The sequence below is a fragment of the Pseudomonas sp. NFIX10 genome (genome assembly GCF_900111955.1).
Classification (GTDB): domain Bacteria; phylum Pseudomonadota; class Gammaproteobacteria; order Pseudomonadales; family Pseudomonadaceae; genus Aquipseudomonas; species Aquipseudomonas fluorescens_AA.
Genome location: NZ_FOKH01000023.1, coordinates 1 through 20417, shown reverse-complemented (window position 1 = coordinate 20417; position 20417 = coordinate 1). Strand labels below are relative to the sequence as shown.

The following is a 20417-nucleotide window of genomic DNA, read 5'->3' as shown; positions in this document are numbered from 1 at the left end:
AAGCCCCGTCGAGGCCGCTGTGGATCGAAACCGAGAGCGACGCAACAACCTTTCCCTGGATGGCCTGAATTTTTTCCTCGCGGATGTGCGCGATGGTTTGGGGCCTTACCTGGCGATCTACCTGCTGGCGGTGCATCACTGGGACCCGGCCAGCATTGGCGTGGTGATGACGGTCGCGGCCATGGCCGGGCTCGTCGCCCAGGCGCCCGCCGGCGCGCTGATCGACCGGGTGCGCAGCAAGCGTGCCGTGGTGGCCGTGGCCGCTTTGGTGGTGACGCTGGGTTGCCTGATACTTCCGTTCACGTCGTCCTTTGGCCTGGTGGCATTGACCCAGGCCATCGGCGCCGTGGCAGCGTCAGTCTTTGCGCCGGCTATCGCGGCGATTTCCCTGGGCATTACCGGCGCCAAGGCCTTTACACGGCGCACGGGGCGCAACGAAACATTCAATCACGCGGGCAATGCCTGCGCCGCGCTGCTGGCGGGTGGGTTCGCCTGGTTGTTCGGTCCCATCGCGGTGTTCTACCTGATGGCCGCCATGGCATTGGCCAGCATCGTGGCGGTCGGTTGCGTGTCCGCCGAGGCCATCGACCATGACGTGGCCCGGGGCCTGGAGGCGGGGCAGTTGGTTCACGGCCCTGTACCCTCGACGCTGCGGGTCCTGCTGGATAACCGTACGCTGCTGTTGTTCGCCATTTGCTGCGGGCTGTTCCACCTGGCAAACGCGGCGATGCTCCCGCTGGTCAGCCAGAAGCTCGCCCAGGCCAATGTGCACCTGGCCACGCCGTTGACGTCGGCTTGTATCGTTGCGGCGCAACTGGTCATGGTGCCCATGGCGTGGCTGGTGGGCGTCAAGGCCGATGCCTGGGGTCGCAAGCCGTTGCTGTTGGCCGGCTTCCTGATCCTGCCCATCCGCGGTGTGTTGTACGTGCTCTCGGACGACCCCTACTGGTTGGTGGCGGTGCAACTGCTGGACGGTATCGGTGCCGGGCTGTTTGGCGCGCTGTTTCCCCTGGTGGTCAAGGACCTGACCCAAGGCACCGGGCGCTTCAACGTCAGCCTCGGGGTGTTGTCGACGGTGTTCGGGCTCGGCGCCGCGTTGAGCAACAGCCTGGCCGGCTTCGTGGTGCAAGGGGCTGGCTACAGCGCGGCGTTCCTGACCCTGGCGGCGATTGCCGCGCTGGCATTCGGCCTGTTGTTGGCGATGCCGGAGACCTTCAGGCCAAGCCGCGTGACCCAGGCCGACCCCCTTGCGGTGCCCGACGGCGGGGTCGCCTAGGTCCCGCGGCCCCCGGCCTTTGGTGCAGGGCCCGGATGTTCGCTCAAACGATATCGTCGATCAGGATGTGGCGCTCGCCCCGGCTGCACCGCTCGATCCGCGCTTCGACCTTGTAGACTTGGCGCAGCATCGACTCGGTAATCACCTCGGCGCTCGGGCCGCTGCCCTGGGCGGTGCTGTCGGCGATGACCAGCACTTGGTCGGCAAAGCGCAGCGCCTGGTTCAGGTCATGGATGGCGATGAACACAATGACCTGGCGTTTGCGCGCCAGGGCCCGCATGAAATTCAGCACTTGGACTTGCCGATGCATGTCCAGGGCGCTGGTCGGCTCATCCATCAACAGAATTTCCGGTTCGCGCACCAGGGTCTGGGCGATCGACACCAGTTGCTGCTGTCCGCCGCTGAGCTCTCCGAGATTACGGAACGACAACTCAGTGATGCCCAGCGCGGCGAGAATGTCGTCCACCCGCTTCAGTTCATCATCATGGACGACCCAGCCCGGCGTGAGCTGCTTGCGTGCCAGCAGCACCGACTCGTATACCGTCAACCGGGCGCTGGCGTTCAAGCCCTGGGGCATGTAGCTGATGCCCTGCGGTCCCTTTTTCGAGTCCTCCAAGACCACCTGTCCGGGGCCGTCGATCAACCCGGCCATGCGCTTGAACAAGGTGGATTTGCCCGCCGCGTTGGGGCCGACTACCGCCACCACCTGGCCGCCGACAAAAGCTGCCGTGGTCACGCCGTGAATGACCAGGCGCTGGCCATAGCGGGCCCCGAGATTCTCCAGCCGAATCGTTACCATGAGTTTTTCTTCCCACCGAGAATCAAGGAGATGAAGAAGGGCACGCCGATCAGCGACGTCACCACGCCGATGGGGAAAATGGCCCCAGGGATCAGGGTTTTGCTGATCACCGAACTGGCGGACAGAATCAGTGCGCCGGTCAACAAGGACGCAGGCAGGAAGAACCGTTGGTCTTCGCCGATCAGCATCCGCGCGATGTGCGGGCCGACCAGGCCGATGAAGCCGATCGTGCCGACGAACGCCACCGGGAACGAGGCGAGCAGGCTGACCATGATCAGCGTCTGAAAGCGCAGGCTGCGCACGTTGATGCCGAAACTCGCGGCCTTGTCGTCCCCCAGCCGCAGCGCGGTCAAGGCCCAGGCGCGCCTGGCGAAAATCGGCAGGGTGACCAGGATCACCAGGCAGATCACTCCGAGCTTGGGCCAGGTGGCTTTGGTCAGGCTGCCCATCGTCCAGAACACCACGGCGGCCACGGCTTGTTCGGTGGCGAAGAATTGCACCAGCGCCAGCAACGCGTTGAAGGTGAACACCAGGGCGATGCCAAGCAGCACGATGGTCTCGGCGGTGACACCGCGGCGCAGGCTCAGGAAGTGGATCAGCAATGCCGACAGCATGGCCATGATGAACGCGTTCACCGGCACCATGTACTGCGCCGCCAGCGGGAACAAGGCCACGCCAAACGCCAGCCCCATGGCCGCACCGAAACTGGCGGCGGCGGAAATGCCCAGGGTGAACGGGCTGGCCAGCGGGTTGTTGAGGATCGTCTGCATCTGCGCGCCGGCCAATGACAACGCGGCGCCGACCGCAACGGCCATCAGCGCCACGGGCAGGCGGATGTCCCACATCACCACGCGGACCTGGGGCGACGCGCTGTCCGGTGAAAACAGCGCGCCGAGCACTTCGTCGAGGCTGTAGCGTGCCGGCCCGAGGGCCAGGTCGAGCAGGACACTGCAGATCAGCAACAGCGTGAGCCCCCCGAGGATAAGCCGCTTGCGCAGCACCAGGCGCCGGTAGGTGTCACGTTGCATCACCAGGGTTTCGTTCAACGACGTCATGGCTTGTCCTCTGTCTGGCCCAGGCTGACGGCATAACCCGGCTCATAAGGGACCGGCAGGAACTGCTCGTGCAATTGGCGGAACGAGGCGTCCGGGTCCAGGTCGGCGAACAACGTCGGGTGAAACCACTTGGCCAATTGCTGGATGGCCACGAACTGATAGGGGCTGTTGTAGAACTGATGCCAAATGGCGTGGAACGCCTGGTCGTCCTGGGCCTTGATGCCGGCGTAGGCCGGTCGCTGGGTGTACCACGCCAGTTTTTTCCTGGCTTGGGCCATGTCCGCCCCCGGGCCGACGCCGACCCAATGGCCACCGGGTGCAAAGGCTTCCCAGTTGGCGCTGGTGATCACCACCTGTGCCGGGTTGGCGACCACCACTTGCTCGGCATTCAACTGGCCGAACGTGGTGGGGATGATGCCTTTGGCGATGTTGTCGCCACCGGCCATTTCGACGAACAGGCCGAAGTTCTCGTTGCCGAAGCTCAGGCAGCAATCATCGGTGTAGCCGCCGATGCGTTCGATGAAGACCTTTGGCCGGGCAGGGTGGCGCGCTTCAATGACGTCGGTGACCCGTCGAATCTGTTGGTTGCGAAAATCGATGAAGGCTTCGGCACGGGCTTGCTTGCCGAACAGTTGGCCGAACAGGCGCATGGTCGGCTCGGTGTTCTGCATCGGGTTGTTGCGAAAGTCGACGTAGACCACCGGGATGCCCAAGGCGTCGAGCTTCTCGATGTAGCGCGCATCCTCGGTGGCGTGCTGGGCTTCGATATTGAGGATGATCACATCCGGACGCTGGGAGATGGCCTGTTCGATGTCAAAGGTGCCGTCCTCGAACCCGCCGAAGGTCGGGATCTTGGCAATGTCGGGAAATTTGCGCAGGTAGGCGCCGTAGGTGTCCGGATCTGACTGGATCAGGTCCTTGCGCCAGCCGACGATGCGTTCGATGGGATTTTGCGTGTCCAGCGCCGCCACCAGGTACAACTGGCGGCCTTCGCCGAGGATCACCCGCCTGACCGGGAGATGGACCTTGACCTGGCGCCCGAGCAGGTCGGTCACGCTGCCCAGGGCAGGGTCCGCCTCGGCGGCCAGGGCGTTGCGGGGCGTCAGCGAAAGAAACGACACACCGAGCAGCCCGGCGAACAGCAGGGCGGCGAGGGTGTGAGGGCGGCGAAAAACGGTAACCATGGTTCAGGCCTTTACAAAAGCCGGCCTGGACAACGGCGCCAGTCGCCGCCCCGGCCCGCAGGTTTCAGAAATCAACGGTGGCGGATAACAACAGCGTGCGCGGTGCGCCTTGGGAGAACGCGCCATAGGACGCGACCCCCGACCAATAGGCGCGGTCAAAGACGTTCTGCACCGTGGCGCGAAATGTCGTGGGGCGTTCGGCAATGCGCGTGGCATAGCGGGCACCGACATCGAAGCGGGTCCAGGCATCCAGTTCCTGGGTGTTGGCCTGGTCGACGTACTGGCTGGCGGTGTAGATCGCACCGCTGGTCAGTGTCAGCCCGTCGATGCCCGGGGTGTCCCACTCGGCCCAGAGGTTGGCCTGGACCTTGGGCACGCCCACCGGTGTATTGCCGCGGTTGGCGGCGACGCTGGTGCGGGTCAGTTCCCCGTCGAGTAGCGTCACGCCACCGAGCAGGCGCGTGCCCCGGGCAATCTCGCCGGACAGGTTCAGTTCCACGCCACGGTTGCGTTGCTGGGCCTGGACCGAAAACACCCCGGACGACAATTCACCGCTGGGTTTCTTGATCTGGAACAGCGCCAGCGTGGCCATGAAACGTTCGTAGTCGACCTTGACCCCGATCTCCTGCTGGCGGGAGATGTAGGGTGAAAAAACCTCTTCGGCGTTCGTGGCGGCAGACGGCGCGATGTCGCCCTTGCTCAGGCCTTCGATGTAGTTGTAGTACAGCGCGACATGGTCCCAGGGCTTGGCGACGATACCGAGCAGGGGTGTGGTCTTGCTTTTATCGTAGGACGGGGTGGCGACGGTGGTGGTGTAGTTGTCCGACTGGATGTTTTGCCGGCGCAACCCGAGGGTGACTTGCAGGCGCTCATCGAGCACCGACAAGGTGTCGGCCAGGGCGACGCCTGACAGTTCGCTTTCGGAGACTTTTGGCGTGTGAGGTTCGGCGAGGTCGGGCCTGGGCCGGTCGACCGGGTGATAGATGTTCGAGAGGATGGCGGGGCCGGAAACAATGCCCCGGGACAATTCATCGCGATAACGGCTGACTTGCAGCACCGCGCGGTGGCTGACTGGCCCGGTGTCGAAGCCCAGGCGCGCGCCGGCATCGACGGTGTAGCGTTGGACGTTGAATTTGTAATAACCGGGAACCGATGACGTGTCGCCGGCGGCGTTGATGATGGTCGGGGTCTGGTCGGACATGCGCTCGACCTCGGATTTTCCGCCGCCGGCGTGGGCAAACAGGGTCAGTTGGTCGCTGAGGTCGTACTCGCCACTCAGCAACGCCGATTTGTCCCGGGCCCGGGAACGTCCCCAGTCCTGGCTGACACTGGTGCGGCCGTTGGCGGCGGAGGGAATTTGCATGCCAGGGGCGATCAGGAAAGGGCGTGAGGCGGCGTCGAACTTTTCATCCTGGCTGATCAGGTCCAGGGTCATGCGCAGGCGATCGCCTTGGTAATCCAGGGCCATGGCGCCGGTACCGACGTCTCGGGACTGCTTGTCGATGGCCGTGTCACCCTGCTGCAGGCTACCGTTGAGCCTGATCCCGAACCGGCGTTCTTCGCCAAAGCGCCGACTGACGTCGAGGTGGCCGCCCAGTTGCGAGTCCGTGGCGTAGCGGCTGGTGAATCGGGTCAGGTCCTCGTCGAGGGCGCGCTTGGGGACCACGTTGATCACGCCGCCCACGGCGCTGTTGGGCGACATGCCATACAGCAGCGCGGCGGGCCCCTTGACCAGTTCGATACGCTCGGCGTAATCGGTGAACACCCGGTAATTGGACGCCACGCCATACACACCGTCGAAAGCCAACTCCCCGAGGTTGCCTTCCCCCAGCGGAAAACCGCGGATGAAGAACGAGTCGACGATGCCGCCCGCCTGGCCAGTGGAGCGCACCGAAGCGTCGCGTTCCAGCAAGTCGCCCACGGTGGTCGCCTGTTGATCCCTGATCATCGTCGAGGTGTAGCTGCTGATGCTGAACGGTGCATCCATTACATCGGCGTTGCCCAGCAGGCCGAGGCGTGCGCCGCGGGCGACCTGGCCGTTGGCGTCGGTAGGTGGCAGGTCGGTGCTGCGTCTGCCGGCGGCGTCGACGCTGATCTGCGGCAAGGTCACCCGGCGCAGCACCAGTGTGTAGCTGCCATCGTCCCGGGCAACCATCTCCACGCCGCTGTCGGCCAGCAGATGGGTGAGTGCTTGCGCTGCCGGATACGTGCCGGAAAGCCCAGGGCTGACCAGGCCCTCAGTGATCGAGGGCTGGAACGACAGGGCAATGCCGGCGGTCACCGCAAAGCGCGACAGGGCAGGGCCGAGCGGGCCCGGGGCGATGTCATAGGCGCGGGGGGCGACGGCTTCCAGTTGCGCGGGCACGGCGGCGAAGGCGAACGGCCCGGTGACCGTGCTCAACGCAAGGCTCAACAGCACACTGCGCATGACGGGCTTGGACGGACGATCCGGACGCAGGGGCCGTGCAACGAGCATGGATGGATGACCCTATGGACGAGATGAAATGGTTATTCCTTTCTTTGCCAGTTGAGATCAAAAAAAGTATCACCCGAGCAGCAAATAATTTTTTGTGGGATCAGGCTGGGGAGAGCGTCACCCAGTAACCGCTCAAATGACCGGTGACCAGGACCGGGTAGGTTTGCACCAGCATGTTGAGCGTGCGCTGGGTATCGCTGATGGGAAACGCGCCGGACACCCGCAGCTCGGCAATGGCCGGGTCGCAACGCACGAAGCCCCGGCGATAGCGCGCCAGTTCGGCGACGAAATCCGCCAGGCGCATCCTGTCGGCCATCAGCATGCCTTGGGTCCAGGCGCTGGCATTGCGATCTGTCGGGGTCAACGGGCCGAAGGCCTGGGAGGAGAAGTCGGTGCGCTGTCCGGCGTTGACGATGAGCGGCGCGGCCTGGCGAGCCTCGGTCAACTCAATCCGCACCGCGCCTTCGAGTACCGCCAGATGGGTGCGCGATGGCAGTTGGCGCACGATGAACCGCGTACCCAGGGCCTGCATCCGGCCCTCGCGGGTGCTGACCAGGAACGGTCGGGCCTGTGGCGAGGCATCCGGCGCGGTCTGCACCAGGATTTCCCCTTCGCGCACACGGAGGAGCCGCTGTCGGGTGTCGAACAGCACGTCGATGGCCGTGCCGGTATTGAGGGTGAGGTGAGAGCCGTCGGCCAGGGTCAACTCGCGGCGCTCGCCGATGGCGGTGCGGTAGTCGGCGGACCATTGCTGCGATTGCGCCAGTTTCCAACTGCCCCAACCGACAGGCACCGCTACCAGCAGCAACGCCAGTTTGCCGAGGGCCGCGCGCCGTTCGGGGCTGCTTGGGCGATCCAGCGCCGACATCGCCAATGCGCGTGGCAAGCCGCCGAGCTTGCTTTGCAGCAATTGCGCACGAGACCAGGCCCGACCGCGCTCGGGGCTACTGGCCCGCCAACATTCCCATTCGACGCGCTCGGCGTCACTGAGGTCGCTTTCGCTCAAGCGCATCAGCCACTCGGCGGCTTCTTCGAGGACCTTGGGGTCGAGCGGCGGCTCACGGCGACGAGTGAGCATTCATTCCACCAGCATCAAGCACTGTACGAATGCCTGCTTCATGTAGCGCTTGACCGTGATCAGCGAGACGTTCAGCTGTTGGGCGATGTCGTCGTATTTCAGGCCGCCGATCTGCGACAGCAGGAATGCCCGCTTGACCGGCGCCGGGAGGGTGTCGAGCATGGCGTCGATTTCGTGCAGGGTTTCCAGCACCAGAAAGCGCAATTCAGGGGACGGCACTTCCTGGGCCGGCAAATGCGCGAGCGCCTCCAGGTAGGCACGTTCCAGGGCCTTGCGCTGATACCAATTGATGAGAATGCCCTTGGCCACGCAGCTCAGGTAGGCCCGGGGCTGGTCAATGGCCGTGACTTGGGAGGCGAGAATGCGCGTGAAGGTGTCTTGCGCCAGGTCCGCCGCATCCATGGCGTTGCCCAGCTTCTTCTTCAGCGTGTTGTACAGCCAGCCGTGATGGCCGGCGTACAGGTCTTCGATCACGCGCAGATGCTGGTCGTTGTTCGCGGGCAGGGTTTCGCTCATGGCTGCGTTTTTTTGCAATTGAGAAGTATTCCCAATGCTAAAGGACAACTTGCCTGCGGCGCAAGCGGCATGCAGGGTCCAAGGGAAACTCTTTGATCAGTCCCCGGGCGGGGCGGGGGTGGCTTGCAGGCTCGCGGGCCAGTACCGCAAGGCGACGATGGGGATCAGGGCCAACACATAGGCCAGGCAAACGAACAGGTAGGTGTACTGCAAGCCATAGACCTGGCTGAGCAACCCACCGGCCGAGATGCCCGCGATCGAGGCGAATTGCGCAGTGCCTTGGGCTATGCCCAGCACCTGGCCTTGTCGCGCGCTGTCGGCGGATTTCGAGATCAACGCCATCAGCACCGGCGTGGTAGCCCCCAGCAGCACCCCCCAGATGAAGTAGACGACGACAAAGACGATGGCATTGCGCGTGACCCCCGCCAGGGCGGTCAGGGCGATGCAACCGAGCACGACGTAGATGATGCGGTGCAAGGTGTCCTGCTGGGTACGGTGCTCGAAGTAGCGCGACCAGGCCGTGGCCGAGAGGATGAAACCCAGCGCCAGCAAGCCGTAGCATAGGCCGACCACCGAGTTGCTGACGTCGAATACCGAGCTCACATACAAGGAGAATGAGGTCTGTGGCAGCATCCGGGCCAACAGCAGGATGCCCATGACCCACAGCAACGACAGCAATGGCGTTCCTTGCCAGACGCTGTCGGTACGGCTCGCGGTCGTCGGGGCCTGGCTGACTGCGGGTTTTTTCACCGGAGGCACGTCCGGCAAGGTCACGGTGGCCACCACCGTGCACACTGCGCACAAGGCCGAGGCGATGATGTTGATCCAGAAGAAGGTGGCGTAGTCGAGGATCAGGCCCCCGACCACCGCGCCGAGCAATGAGCCGACGTTGGTGGATATTTGCAGGATCGCGAACAGCCGCGCCCGTCGCGAGGGGGCTTCGATGCTGACGCCATAGGCCTGGGCCGGGGCGATGTACCCGGCAAAGGCGCCCTGCAGGAAGCGCAGCACCAGGATGATCCAGATGTCGCTGCACAGCGCCAGCCCGAGCTGAGTCAATGACAAGCCCGCCAGGGCGCGGATCATCATCAACTTATGACCGTAGCGATCACCGATACGGCCCCAGAAGGCACTGGTCAGAATGATGCCCAGCATCGGCCCGACATACACGGCGATGCTGGCGAAGCTGAAGACCGTCTCCGAGGACGTCAGCCCGCGCAGGTGGACCGGCCAGAACGGCCCGCTCATTTCCATCGCGCCCATGGAGATGAGCTGGATCGCGAATAGAAGGTAAATCAGGATTCTGACGTTCGAACCCTGGATGGCACCTGCGTGGGACATGACTCAGCCTCGGTGGTTAAACGCTCGCAAGCGGGTGGGTCAGCGTGTGCTGTAAACGATAGTTGGAGTACTGCAGCAGGTGCATGCGCAACAACGATCGGGTCGGCCACAAGGCGATCTTGTGCAGGTGGGTGAGGAACACCGCGTCGAGCACGCACATGCGCATCGGCTCGATATCTTCCACGAACACGGTCGGCAAGATGCCCGGCTGCACATGAGGTTGCAAGGTGTACCCGCGTTCCTCCAGCAGGGACGCGCGTAGCCGAAATCGCGGATCAGCAGGCTACGCGCTTTGCCATCGGGGGCAAACATCACCATGGTGTTTTGCTGATGGGCTTCAAGGCCGATGCCGTATATCAGGTAGATCGCGACCACTGGGCGGGTGACCACCTGAGGGCCCGGCCCACTCTGAAAAAATAATCCCCGGGAGGTGATACTTTTTCGCAGGTCGACTGGCAATAGGAGTGATTACCATTTTCTCTCGTTGGAAAGGATCCTTAAGCCATGTCTGTTGCACGTCGACCTTGTGGTGAGTCTGCGTTATCCCTCGCGATTCGTAGCGCCACGCTGAGTTTCATTCTGGTCGCAGGAAGCGCCACCGCCTGGGCGGCAACCCCCGAGCAGGCGCCTGCCGCCGATAAAATCCTGGACGTCTCCAACGACAACGGGCAAGGCTTGACCCTTGACGCCACCACCATCAGCGGCACCCACAACGACCCGGGCGCACTGCCACCCGTACTCGCCGGCGGTCAGGTGGCGCGCGGTGCACGCTTGGGGATGATGGGCAACAAGGACGTGATGGACATGCCGTTCAGCGTGACCAGCTACACCGAAAAGACCCTGGCCGACCTGCAAACCGTGACCGTGGCCGATGCCCTGCAACGAGACCCTTCGGTGCGTTCGACGGGCCAGGTGGGCGGCATCGTCGATTCGTTTTTCATCCGTGGTTTTCCCATCGGCGAGGGCAACCTCGGCGAGTTGGCCTACGACGGTGTATACGGCGTGGCACCCAACTATCGGGTGTTCACCGACTACGCCGAACGGGTCGAAGTGCTCAAGGGGCCGGGTGCGCTGATGTACGGCATTTCTCCGAACAGCGGGGTGGGCGGGGTGATCAATATCGTTCCCAAGCGTCCGTTGGATGAAGACCTGACGCGCTTTACCGGCAGCTACGCGTCCGATTCCCAAGTGGGCGGGCACCTGGATGTCAGCCGTCGATTCGGCTCGGAAAACCAGTTCGGCGTGCGCTTCAACGGCAGCCTCGAGGGGGGCGACACGGCCATCGACGACCAGAAACGCGAACTCGACATCGGTGCTATCGCCCTGGATTATCGGGGCGAGCGTCTGCGCTTAAACCTCGACTTCATCAGTCAGAAAGAAAGCTTTGACGGCGCCTCGCGACCCTTCACCGTCGCGCCTGGCGTTGAAATCCCATCGGCCCCCAACGGTCGCACCAATGCGTCACAGAAATGGGGTTGGTCCGACACCAAGGAGCAGTCGGCCTTGCTGGGTGGCGAATACGACCTGACGGACGCGGTCACGGTGTTTGCCCACGCCGGTGGCGGTCGCTCGGACGTCAAGCGGATGTCCGACCAGGTACCAAGAATCCTCAACAACGCCGGCGATATCAGCAACACGCCGGGGTATTACAAATTCAACGTAGACCGTTCGACAGCCGATGTGGGGGTTCGTGGGGTGTTCGACACCGGCCCTGTCAGCCACACGACCACGCTGATGGCGACCACCTACCAGGATGAACTGTCCCGGGGGATCAACAACGGGCCGGAGGTCCGCTCGAACATCTATCACCCGGTGAACGTGCCCAAGCCGGCCATCAATGCGCCCAAGGTGCTGCGGGTCTCCGAGTCGCAGTTGTCCGGCTTCGCCTTGACCGACACCTTGTCGGTCCTGGATGACCGTCTGCAACTGACCCTGGGGCTGCGTCGGCAAAATATCGAGTCGCGCAACTACAACGCCAGCGGCTCGGTCAGTTCCCGTTATGACGACAGCGCAACGACCCCGATGGTCGGCGTGGTGGTCAAGCCCTGGGAGGACGTGTCGCTCTACTACAACTATGTCGAGGGGCTGAGCAAAGGTGACGTCGCGCCAGGCAATGCGAGCAATGCCGGCGAAACGTTTGCACCTTATGAGTCCAAACAGCATGAGGTTGGGGTCAAGTACGAGCACGGCACGTTCATGACCACCCTGGCGCTGTTCCAGATCGAGAAGCCCAGTGGCGAAATCGGTGCGAACAATGTTTTCTCTGTACAGGCTGAACAGCGCAACCGTGGCGTGGAGCTGAGCGTGTTCGGCGAAGTGGCCCCCGGCACACGCTTGATGGGTGGCGTGACATTGCTCGATGGTGAGCTGACGGATTCCGCCACAGCGGCCAACCGTGGCAATAAGCCGGTGGGCGTGCCAGACGTACAAGCCAACCTGTGGGCTGAATGGGATACTCCGTGGGTGGAAGGCTTTACCCTCACCAGCGGCGCGATCTACACCAGCAGCCAATACGTGAACCAGGCCAACACCCAAGAGCTGGATGCCTGGACCCGCTTCGATGCCGGCGCTCGTTACGCCACCAGGATCGAAGGTCGACCGACGACTTTCCGAGCCACGGTCCAGAACGTCTTTGACCGCGAGTACTGGTCGGGTGTCGCCTCGTACGGTGCCTTCTCCCCAGGCTCGCCGCGCACATTGCAGTTGTCGGCTACGGTGGATTTCTGAGGCATGGCGAGGGGTGGCTCAAGCACAAGGTCACCCCTGTCACTCTTCTTTCCTGATCTCTTCTCTATAAGGTAAGGCTATTCACTCAAGAAAAACGATGAACCTGTGGCCAGACAAACCTTAAGCGAACAGCATTATTGGCCTTTGGCAGGCAGCCCCATCTTCGCCAGCGTCAGCGTTTCATCGGCGCGCCCCCAGCCACCGTCTGCCACCTCTTCGACCAGGACCATGGTGAATGGACGCACCCCTTCGCCGAAGTATTCGACGAACATTTCCGTGGTGCGATGGATGATCTCTTCCTTGCGGGCGTGGTCCAGGATTCCTTCGGGAAATTTGTAGTTGGCAAATGGCATGGATCGACTCCGTGAGTGTGAAAGATTCGCCAGGGGCGATGGCCCCTGGCGCGCATCTTTCTCCTTTAAGCCCGTGGAATAAACCCTTCTGGATTGGCATCTGAATTCAACGTGCGTGAACAATCGACCGCTTGGACTCAGTGCGAATGACGCGGCTCGCCACTGCGGGCGATCACGCGCAGATGCAACGTGGCAGGCTCCAGGCAGCCCCCGGTGGACAATTGCCCGACCAGTTGCCGGTACAGTTCCTGCCAGGGTGTTTGCGACGGAGGGATGTTCGGTGTCCATTCGAGTCGGCGCCGGGCCATTTCTTCGTCGTCGATCAGCAGGTTCACGGTGCGTGTGTTCAGGTCCACTTTCAGCCGGTCGTTGGTTTGCAGCAATGCCAGGCCTCCGCCCACGGCTGCTTCAGGGGACATGTTCAGGATCGATGGGCTCGCCGAGGTGCCGCTCTGGCGCCCGTCGCCCAGGCAGGGCAGGGAGTCGATGCCTTGTTTGATCAACGCGGCCGGTGGGGCCATGTTCACCACCTCGGCGCTGCCGGGGTAGCCCACGGTGCCGACACCGCGAATGACGAGGATGCAGCGCTCGTCGATGTCCAGCGCCGGATCGTCGATGCGGGCGTGGTAATCCTCCGGTCCTTCGAACACGATGGCCCGGGCTTCGAAACTGTTCTCGGCGCCGGGCTCGGAGAGGTAGGTCTTGCGAAACGCTTCGCCCACCACCGACATCTTCATGATCGCGCTGTCGAAGAAATTGCCGCTGAGCACGATGAAGCCGGCCCGGTGCTTGAGCGGGGTGTCGAAGGGATAGATCACGTCGGCGTTGCTGGTCAGGCTGCCGCTGACGATTTCGCCGATGGTCCTGCCGCTGACCGTGGCGCAGTCTTCGTGCAGGCGCCCGGCTTTTTGCAGTTCGTGCATGACCGAGGGCACACCGCCGGCCCGATGGAAACCTTCACCCAGGTACTTGCCGGCGGGCATGCAATTGACCAGCAGCGGCACGTCCTCGCCAATCCGTTGCCAGTCATCCAAGCTCAGTTCGACGCCCATGTGCCGGGCGATGGCGATCAGGTGCGGCGGGCAGTTACTCGAAGCACCCAGGGCCGAGGCGACGGCGATGGCGTTCTCGAAGGCTTGGCGGGTCATGATCTGTGACGGACGAATGTCTTGCAGCACCAACTCACAGATGCGTTTGCCGGTGGCATAGGCCATTTGCCCGCGCTCGCGATAGGGCGCCGGAATGCTCGCGCAACCGGGCAGCGACATGCCCAGGGCTTCGGCCAGGGCGTTCATCGACAGGGCGGTGCCCATGGTGTTGCAGTGACCCACCGAAGGCGATGCCGCGGTGGTCATTTCCATGAAGCCTTCGTAATCGATCTCGCCGGCGGCCATCAGGTTGCGCGCATGCCAGAGCACGGTGCCCGAGCCGATCAGCTCGCCCTTGTGATGGCCGTCGAGCATCGGCCCGCCGGACAAGACAATGGCGGGCAAGTCGGTGGTCGCCGCCGCCATCAGGCAGGCGGGCGTGGTCTTGTCGCAACCAGTGGTGAGCACCACGCCGTCCAACGGGTAGCCGTGGAGGATTTCCACCAGCCCCAGGTAGGCCAGGTTGCGGTCCAGGGCAGCGGTGGGCCGACGCGACTGTTCGGCGATCGGGTGCACCGGGAATTCCATGGGGATGCCACCGGCGTCACGGATGCCGGCCTTGACCCGTTGGGCCAGTTCCAGGTGATGACGGTTGCAGGGGGTCAGGTCGCTGCCGGTCTGGGCGATGCCGATGATCGGGCGTCCCGATTGCAGCTCTTCGCGGGTCATGCCGTAGTTCATGTAGCGCTCGACATACAGGGCGGTCATGTCCGCGTGAGCCGGGTCATTGAACCATTGCTCGCTGCGCAGGCGGCGTTTAGGCGTGTCACTCATGATTCATGTCTCTCTTGTAATTGGATGAATCGGTCACGGTCGTGGCGTCAGCGGCCCAGCAGTCCACGGGCGGCGAGGTTGCGCAACAAGGCGCTGACGCCAAAGGTCCAGGGGGCGGCGTCGCAGCTGTGGGTCACCTGATTATGCAGGCTGCCGAGCAGTGGGCTGCTGATGCTGACCCGGTCCCCGCGTTTGTGGGTGAAACCGCTGCCGGGATGGTCGCGGTCTTCGGTGGGGGCGAACAGGGTACCGAGAAACAGCACAAAACCATCCGGATATTGGTGGTTGGCGTTGAGTGTCTGGCTTGCCAGGTCCTGCGGATCACGGCTGATCTGGCTCATGGAGCTCGAACCGTGCAGACGGTAACCATCTTCGCCTTGTACCTGGAGGTCGACCACGCAGGCGCGTACGTCATCCAGGCTGAAGTGTTCGTCGAACAGGCGAATGAACGGCCCGATGGCGCAGGACGCGTTGTTGTCCTTGGCCTTGCTCAGCAACAGCGCGCTGCGACCTTCGATGTCTCGCAGGTTGACGTCGTTGCCCAGGGTGGCGCCGTGGATCTGGCCACGGCTGTTTACCGCCAGCACCACTTCCGGTTCCGGGTTGTTCCATTGCGATACCGGATGAATGCCAATTTGGCTGCCGCTGCCCACGGCGGACAGGACCGGCGCTTTGGTGAAGATTTCCGCATCCGGGCCGATGCCGACTTCCAGGTACTGCGACCACATGCCCTGTTCGATGAGCAAGGCTTTCAGGCGCATGGCTTGTTCGGAACCCGGCACGATCGCCCGCAGGTTATCGCCGATCACGTTGTGCACGGTGGCGCGTACCGCCTCGGCCCTTGCCGCGTCGCCGCCTGCCTGTTCCTCGATTACCCGTTCGATCATGCTGGCGGCGAAGGTCACGCCGGCGGCCTTGATCACTTGCAAGTCCAGCGGCGGCAACAGGAACGGCTTGGCCGGGTCGGCATGAAGGCCGGTATTGGCCAGCAGCGCTTCGACGCTGGCGATGAAAGTGCCGGGCGTTTGCCTGACCGCCGCCAACGGTGAGGACGTTTCCAGCACATCGCTCAAGGTCGCGAAACGGTCCGACAGGTCGAACACCCCATCACTGCGCAGCACGACGGGTGAAGGCCCGGCGACACGGCCAGGCACCCAGGCACGACCGATCAGGGTACCGGCGACGCCATCCGCTGGCAGGGTGTTCTCGGGAGTAAGCATCAGCGACATGGGCAGTCTTCCTGGTTCGTAAAACTTTCAAGCTAGGGCGCGCGGTTGATGAACTCCAATGAGATATATTCAGTATCTGATAACGTCCGGTTATTGCATCGTTGAGGATTGCCCATGTCCGATCTGTCTTTCTCCAGCTTCTGCGGCTGGCTCAAATTCCGCCATCTGCTGTTGATCGATACCTTGGGGCGCACCTGCAACATGCATCTGGCGGCCGAGCAGATGAACCTCAGCCAGCCCGCCGTGAGCAAGATGCTCAAGGAAATCGAAAGCCTGCTCGGCTTCGCCCTGTTCGAGCGCCGCCCCCGGAGCATGCCGCCCACCGCATTGGGCGAACATGTGCTGCGTTACGCGCAGATCGCCTTGAACGATGCACGTTCGTTCGTCGAGCAAATCAGCAGCCTGCGCGAAGGCGGCCATGGCTACCTCAAGGTCGGCGGTATCTTTGCCGCGACGGCGGTGGCCTTGCCCGAGGCGATCCTGCAGATCAAGCAGCGCTGGCCCTTGCTGTCCATCGAGGTGGTGGAGCAGACCAGCAACCATTTGATGAAGATGCTTGAAGAGAAAAAACTCGACCTGGCAGTGGCCCGGTTTACCGAGCAAAGCCAGCAACAGCGCTACGACTTCCAACCCCTGGCCCCGGAACCGTTCTGCATCGTGGTCAATGACCGCCATCCCCTGGCGAACGCCGGGCCGACCTCCCTGCAGCAACTGGTGGACCTGCCATGGATTCTCTACCCGGTCGGCACGCCGATCCGTGCGCGCATGGAACTGGCCTTCGCCGAGGCCGGGGTGGGGATGCCGCGCAATACCATCGACACCATTTCCATGCAGACCTTTCTCCAGGTGCTGCAACGCGGGCCCATGATCGGCATGCTGCCCAATGCCATGGTCGATCCGTTGCTTGAAAGCGGCCAGCTCAAGACCCTCGACACCCCGCTGCACCTGGTGCCGCAGGACTACGGCATCCTCACGCGAAAGGACGAACCGCTGGTAGGCGCGGCGCTGGAGTTCGCCGAGATTCTCAAGGACAACGCCCGTCTGAGCGGTTGAATGTGCTGCCGCCATCGCGAGCAAGCTCGCTCCCACAGTTGTTTGGTGTTGACTGAGCGATCCGCGACACTCCCGCCTCCTGTGGGAGCGAGCTTGCTCGCGATGGCGGTGGATCGGCCTTAACTGAACCCTGTGGCGAGGGAGCTTGCTCCCGCTTGCCCAACCGAAGCCTCGATAACAATACGTTATCGAGTAATCCAAAAATGCCATTGGGAAGAATCGATCCCCGACAGTAGAGTCCTCGTTCAACCGCCGGATGAGTCACTCATTCGACGTGACCCAATAAAAACAATCAGGGGTTACCTCATGCAAACCATCTCCGAGCCGTTGCCCGCCCAGGCCGCTTGCGAACCGGATTTCGAAGACCGGACCTACCGCAAGGTGATCTGGCGGATCCTGCCCGTGTTGCTGTTGTGCTACATGGCGGCGTACCTCGATCGGGTGAACATCGGGTTCGCCAAGCTCGACATGCTCAACGAGCTGCAATTCAGCAACACGGTGTATGCCTTGGGCGCCAGTATGTTTTTCTGGGGCTATTTCCTCTTCGAAGTGCCCAGCAACCTGTTGCTGCATCGCTTTGGCGCACGGTTCTGGATCGCCCGGATCATGCTCAGTTGGGCGGTGATCTCCATGGCCGTGGCCTACACCGTGCCGCTGGCGGCTTTCTTCCACATCGAATCGAGCACGATGTTCTATGTGCTGCGCTTCCTGTTGGGCATCTGCGAAGCGGGCTTTTTCCCGGGCGTGATCCTCTACCTCAACTACTGGTTCCCGACCCACCGCCAGAGCCGAGTGATGTCCGGGTTCCTGCTGGCGCTGCCCGTGAGCCTGACCCTGGGCGGCATACTCTCCGGCTGGCTGATGAACAGCATGCAAGGGGTGCATGGCCTGTCCGGCTGGCAATGGATGCTGCTCATCGAAGGCATCCCGTCGATCATCATGGCGTTCGTGGTGATCGTCTGCCTGGCCGATAACATTGACAAAGCCAAATGGCTGACGGTCGCGGAAAAAGCCCTGCTCAAGGCCAATCTGCAAACCGACAACCAGGGCAAGGCCACGCGCTTGAGCGAAGTATTCTTCAACCCGCGGGTGTGGTTGCTGGTATTGATCCTGCTGACCTTCAACACCGGTTTCTACGGCCTGGCGTTCTGGATGCCTTCGATCATCAAGAGCACCGGCATCACCAACAGCTTGCACATCGGTTTGCTCACCGCCATCCCGTATTCGGTGGCGGTGGTGGCGATGCTGCTCAACGCCCGGCACTCCAACCGCACCGGTGAGCGGCGCTTGCATGCGGCGATCCCGGCGTTCATTGGCGGCGTCGGCCTGATCCTCAGCGCCTTCTTCGCTGACAATCTGGTGTTGTCTGTGCTCTTTCTCAGTGTCTCCGCTTCCGGGATCCTCAGCCTGATGCCGATTTTCTGGACCCTGCCAGGCACCGTGCTGTCGGGGGTCGCCGCGGCCGCCGGCATCGGCATGATCAACGCCATCGGCAACCTGTCGGGCTTCACCGGCTCGATGATCACTGCCGTGGCCGAAACCCTCACAGGCAACATCAACAACGGCACTTATGTGCTGGCCTTGTGTCTTTTGGTCAGCGGCGGGCTGATCCTGGCCATCCCCGCTTCGATGCTCGGCAGGACCCCCAAGCACGCCGCCACGGCAGCGCAACTGGAGACCGCATGAACCTGCAGAACAAGCGCGTGCTGGTAACGGCAGCGGGGCAGGGCATTGGCTTGGCCAGCGCCATTGCCTTCGCCCGGGCCGGGGCCGAGGTGATCGCCACGGACATCGATATCCATGCATTGGCGGGGCTCGAAGAGGTCACCGCCATGCCCCTGGATGTCACTTCGACCGCTGCCATTAGTGCCGCCTGCGAGCGCATCGGCGGGCTCGACGTGCTGTTCAACTGCGCAGGCTACGTGCACAGTGGCAACATACTGCAATGCGACGAAGCAGCCTGGGCACGCTCGATGGACCTCAATGTCACGGCCATGTACCGCATGATCCGCGCCTTCCTGCCAGGCATGCTGGCCCGGGGCGGCGGCTCAATCATCAACATGTCGTCGGTGGCCTCCAGCGTCAAGGGCGTGCCCAATCGCTTCGCCTATGCCTCCAGCAAGGCGGCGGTGGTGGGCCTGACCAAGGCTGTCGCCGTCGACTTCGTCAGCCAAGGCATCCGCTGCAATGCGATCTGCCCGGGCACCGTGGACTCGCCTTCGCTGCGCCAGCGTATCGCCGACCAGGCCGTGCAACAGGGCGTCGATGAGGCGCAGGTCTACCGGCAATTCCTCGACCGCCAGCCCATGGGGCGCATCGGCAGCACTGAAGAGATCGCCCAGTTGGCGGTGTACCTGGGCAGCGATGCGTCTGCCTACACCACGGGTGCCATTCACGTCATCGACGGTGGCATGAGCCTCTGAACCCGGTCTTCACTTGAGCAGGAGTACGACATGAAACTATTGCGCTACGGCGAAAAGGGTTCGGAAAAACCCGGGCTGTTGGATAGCGACAATCAGCTACGCGACCTCTCGGGCCATGTGCCGGACATCGCCGGTCAGGTCCTGGGCGCGGACAGCCTGGCAGCGCTCGCCGCCCTCGACCCGCGCAGCCTGCCGCTCGTTGCCGGCCAGCCGCGCATCGGTGCCTGCGTTGGGCAAGTCGGCAAATTCATCTGCATCGGCCTGAACTACGCCGACCATGCGGCCGAGTCGAACATGGAGGTGCCGAAAGAGCCGATCATCTTCAACAAATGGACCAGTGCCATCTGCGGGCCGAACGACGACATCCAGATCCCGCGCGGCTCGCTCAAGACCGATTGGGAAGTCGAGTTGGGCGTGGTCATCGGTAAAGGCGGGCGCTACATCGACGAAGCCAATGCCATGGAGCATGTCGCTGGCTACTGCGTCATCAACGATGTGTCCGAGCGCGAGTGGCAACTGGAGCGCGGCGGCACCTGGGACAAGGGCAAGGGTTTCGACACCTTCGGTCCACTTGGCCCCTGGCTGGTGACCCGGGATGAAATCGCCGACCCGCATACGCTGGATCTGTGGCTGGAGGTCGACGGACACCGCTATCAGAACGGCAATACCCGAACGCTGATCTTCAGCGTGCCGCAACTGATTGCCTACCTCAGTCGCTGCATGAGCCTGCAACCGGGGGATGTGATCTCCACCGGCACGCCGCCCGGCGTCGGCTTGGGCATCAAGCCCGCCCCGGTGTTCCTGCGGCCGGGCCAGACCATGCGCCTGGGAATCCAGGGCCTGGGCGAACAGCGCCAGGTCACGGTGCAGGCGGACTGATCTGGGCTCGCTGCCCCCTCAAGCCCCTGTGGGAGCGGGCTTGCCTGCGAAGGCGGCGTCACAGTCAATGAAGATGTTGAATGTGCTGGCCTCTTCGCGAGCAAGC

General features: G+C 63.0%; 17 protein-coding genes and 1 pseudogene. 6 read left to right on the top strand and 12 right to left on the bottom strand.

Annotated elements, in window-relative coordinates:
• Positions 1-19 precede the first annotated feature (19 nt).
• Positions 20-1276, top strand: coding sequence for an MFS transporter (locus BM321_RS20125; RefSeq protein ID WP_092444379.1), 1257 nt, complete (start codon positions 20-22; stop codon positions 1274-1276).
• 43 nt (positions 1277-1319) lie between these two features.
• On the opposite strand, the gene BM321_RS20120 is transcribed toward BM321_RS20125, so the two are convergent.
• From BM321_RS20120 to BM321_RS31040, 9 genes and pseudogenes are all read right to left on the bottom strand, one after another.
• Complete coding sequence (locus BM321_RS20120) at positions 1320-2075, bottom strand: ABC transporter ATP-binding protein (protein WP_092444252.1); 756 nt, start codon at positions 2073-2075, stop codon at positions 1320-1322.
• Entirely contained in the window at positions 2069-3130 is a 1062-nt protein-coding gene (locus BM321_RS20115) for a FecCD family ABC transporter permease (protein WP_063321700.1), read from the bottom strand. Before BM321_RS20115 ends, BM321_RS20120 begins: the two co-directional genes overlap by 7 nt.
• The gene (locus BM321_RS20110) at positions 3127-4314 is read right to left on the bottom strand and encodes an ABC transporter substrate-binding protein (protein ID WP_092444250.1); all 1188 of its coding nucleotides are present in this window, start codon (positions 4312-4314) and stop codon (positions 3127-3129) included. The genes BM321_RS20115 and BM321_RS20110 overlap by 4 nt, the downstream gene beginning before the upstream one ends.
• A gap of 64 nt (positions 4315-4378) precedes the next feature.
• On the bottom strand, positions 4379-6790 hold the full coding sequence (locus tag BM321_RS20105) for a TonB-dependent receptor (RefSeq protein ID WP_092444248.1): 2412 nt from the start codon (positions 6788-6790) through the stop codon (positions 4379-4381).
• A 100-nt stretch (positions 6791-6890) separates the two neighbouring features.
• A complete protein-coding gene (locus tag BM321_RS20100; protein WP_092444246.1) occupies positions 6891-7868 on the bottom strand; it encodes a FecR domain-containing protein in 978 nt (325 codons plus the stop codon).
• Positions 7869-8384 carry a sigma-70 family RNA polymerase sigma factor gene (locus BM321_RS20095; protein WP_072405012.1) on the bottom strand — a complete coding sequence of 172 codons (516 nt, stop codon included), beginning with the start codon at positions 8382-8384 and terminating at the stop codon, positions 7869-7871.
• Between the two features lie 96 nt (positions 8385-8480).
• Positions 8481-9725 carry an MFS transporter gene (locus BM321_RS20090; protein WP_092444245.1) on the bottom strand — a complete coding sequence of 415 codons (1245 nt, stop codon included), beginning with the start codon at positions 9723-9725 and terminating at the stop codon, positions 8481-8483.
• Positions 9726-9741: 16 nt separating this feature from the next.
• Entirely contained in the window at positions 9742-9951 is a 210-nt protein-coding gene (locus tag BM321_RS31045; RefSeq protein ID WP_256573463.1) for a hypothetical protein, read from the bottom strand.
• A 92-nt stretch (positions 9952-10043) separates the two neighbouring features.
• Positions 10044-10100, bottom strand: a pseudogene (locus tag BM321_RS31040) (hypothetical protein); the annotation flags it as partial.
• Between the two features lie 129 nt (positions 10101-10229).
• Between BM321_RS31040 and BM321_RS20080 the strand changes: the two are divergent.
• Positions 10230-12452 (top strand): TonB-dependent receptor, encoded by a 2223-nt coding sequence (locus BM321_RS20080; RefSeq protein ID WP_092444243.1) that lies wholly within the window; start codon positions 10230-10232, stop codon positions 12450-12452.
• 134 nt (positions 12453-12586) lie between these two features.
• On the opposite strand, the gene BM321_RS20075 is transcribed toward BM321_RS20080, so the two are convergent.
• The 3 genes from BM321_RS20075 to BM321_RS20065 all read right to left on the bottom strand — a co-directional run bounded on the left by BM321_RS20075 (position 12587) and on the right by BM321_RS20065 (position 15956).
• Positions 12587-12805 carry a tautomerase family protein gene (locus tag BM321_RS20075; protein ID WP_003200762.1) on the bottom strand — a complete coding sequence of 73 codons (219 nt, stop codon included), beginning with the start codon at positions 12803-12805 and terminating at the stop codon, positions 12587-12589.
• 137 nt (positions 12806-12942) lie between these two features.
• The gene (locus BM321_RS20070) at positions 12943-14727 is read right to left on the bottom strand and encodes an IlvD/Edd family dehydratase (protein WP_092444241.1); all 1785 of its coding nucleotides are present in this window, start codon (positions 14725-14727) and stop codon (positions 12943-12945) included.
• 47 nt (positions 14728-14774) lie between these two features.
• On the bottom strand, positions 14775-15956 hold the full coding sequence (locus tag BM321_RS20065; protein ID WP_092444239.1) for a fumarylacetoacetate hydrolase family protein: 1182 nt from the start codon (positions 15954-15956) through the stop codon (positions 14775-14777).
• A gap of 114 nt (positions 15957-16070) precedes the next feature.
• Here BM321_RS20065 and BM321_RS20060 point away from each other — a divergent pair, with 114 nt between their 5' ends.
• The 4 genes from BM321_RS20060 (at position 16071) to BM321_RS20045 (ending at position 20311) form a co-directional block, all read left to right on the top strand.
• The gene (locus tag BM321_RS20060; protein ID WP_072404995.1) at positions 16071-17009 is read left to right on the top strand and encodes a LysR family transcriptional regulator; all 939 of its coding nucleotides are present in this window, start codon (positions 16071-16073) and stop codon (positions 17007-17009) included.
• A 306-nt stretch (positions 17010-17315) separates the two neighbouring features.
• Complete coding sequence (locus BM321_RS20055) at positions 17316-18695, top strand: MFS transporter (RefSeq protein ID WP_092203592.1); 1380 nt, start codon at positions 17316-17318, stop codon at positions 18693-18695.
• On the top strand, positions 18692-19432 hold the full coding sequence (locus BM321_RS20050) for an SDR family oxidoreductase (RefSeq protein ID WP_092444237.1): 741 nt from the start codon (positions 18692-18694) through the stop codon (positions 19430-19432). The genes BM321_RS20055 and BM321_RS20050 overlap by 4 nt, the downstream gene beginning before the upstream one ends.
• A 30-nt stretch (positions 19433-19462) precedes the next feature.
• Entirely contained in the window at positions 19463-20311 is an 849-nt protein-coding gene (locus tag BM321_RS20045) for an ureidoglycolate lyase (RefSeq protein ID WP_092444235.1), read from the top strand.
• The last annotated feature ends 106 nt before the right edge of the window (positions 20312-20417 follow it).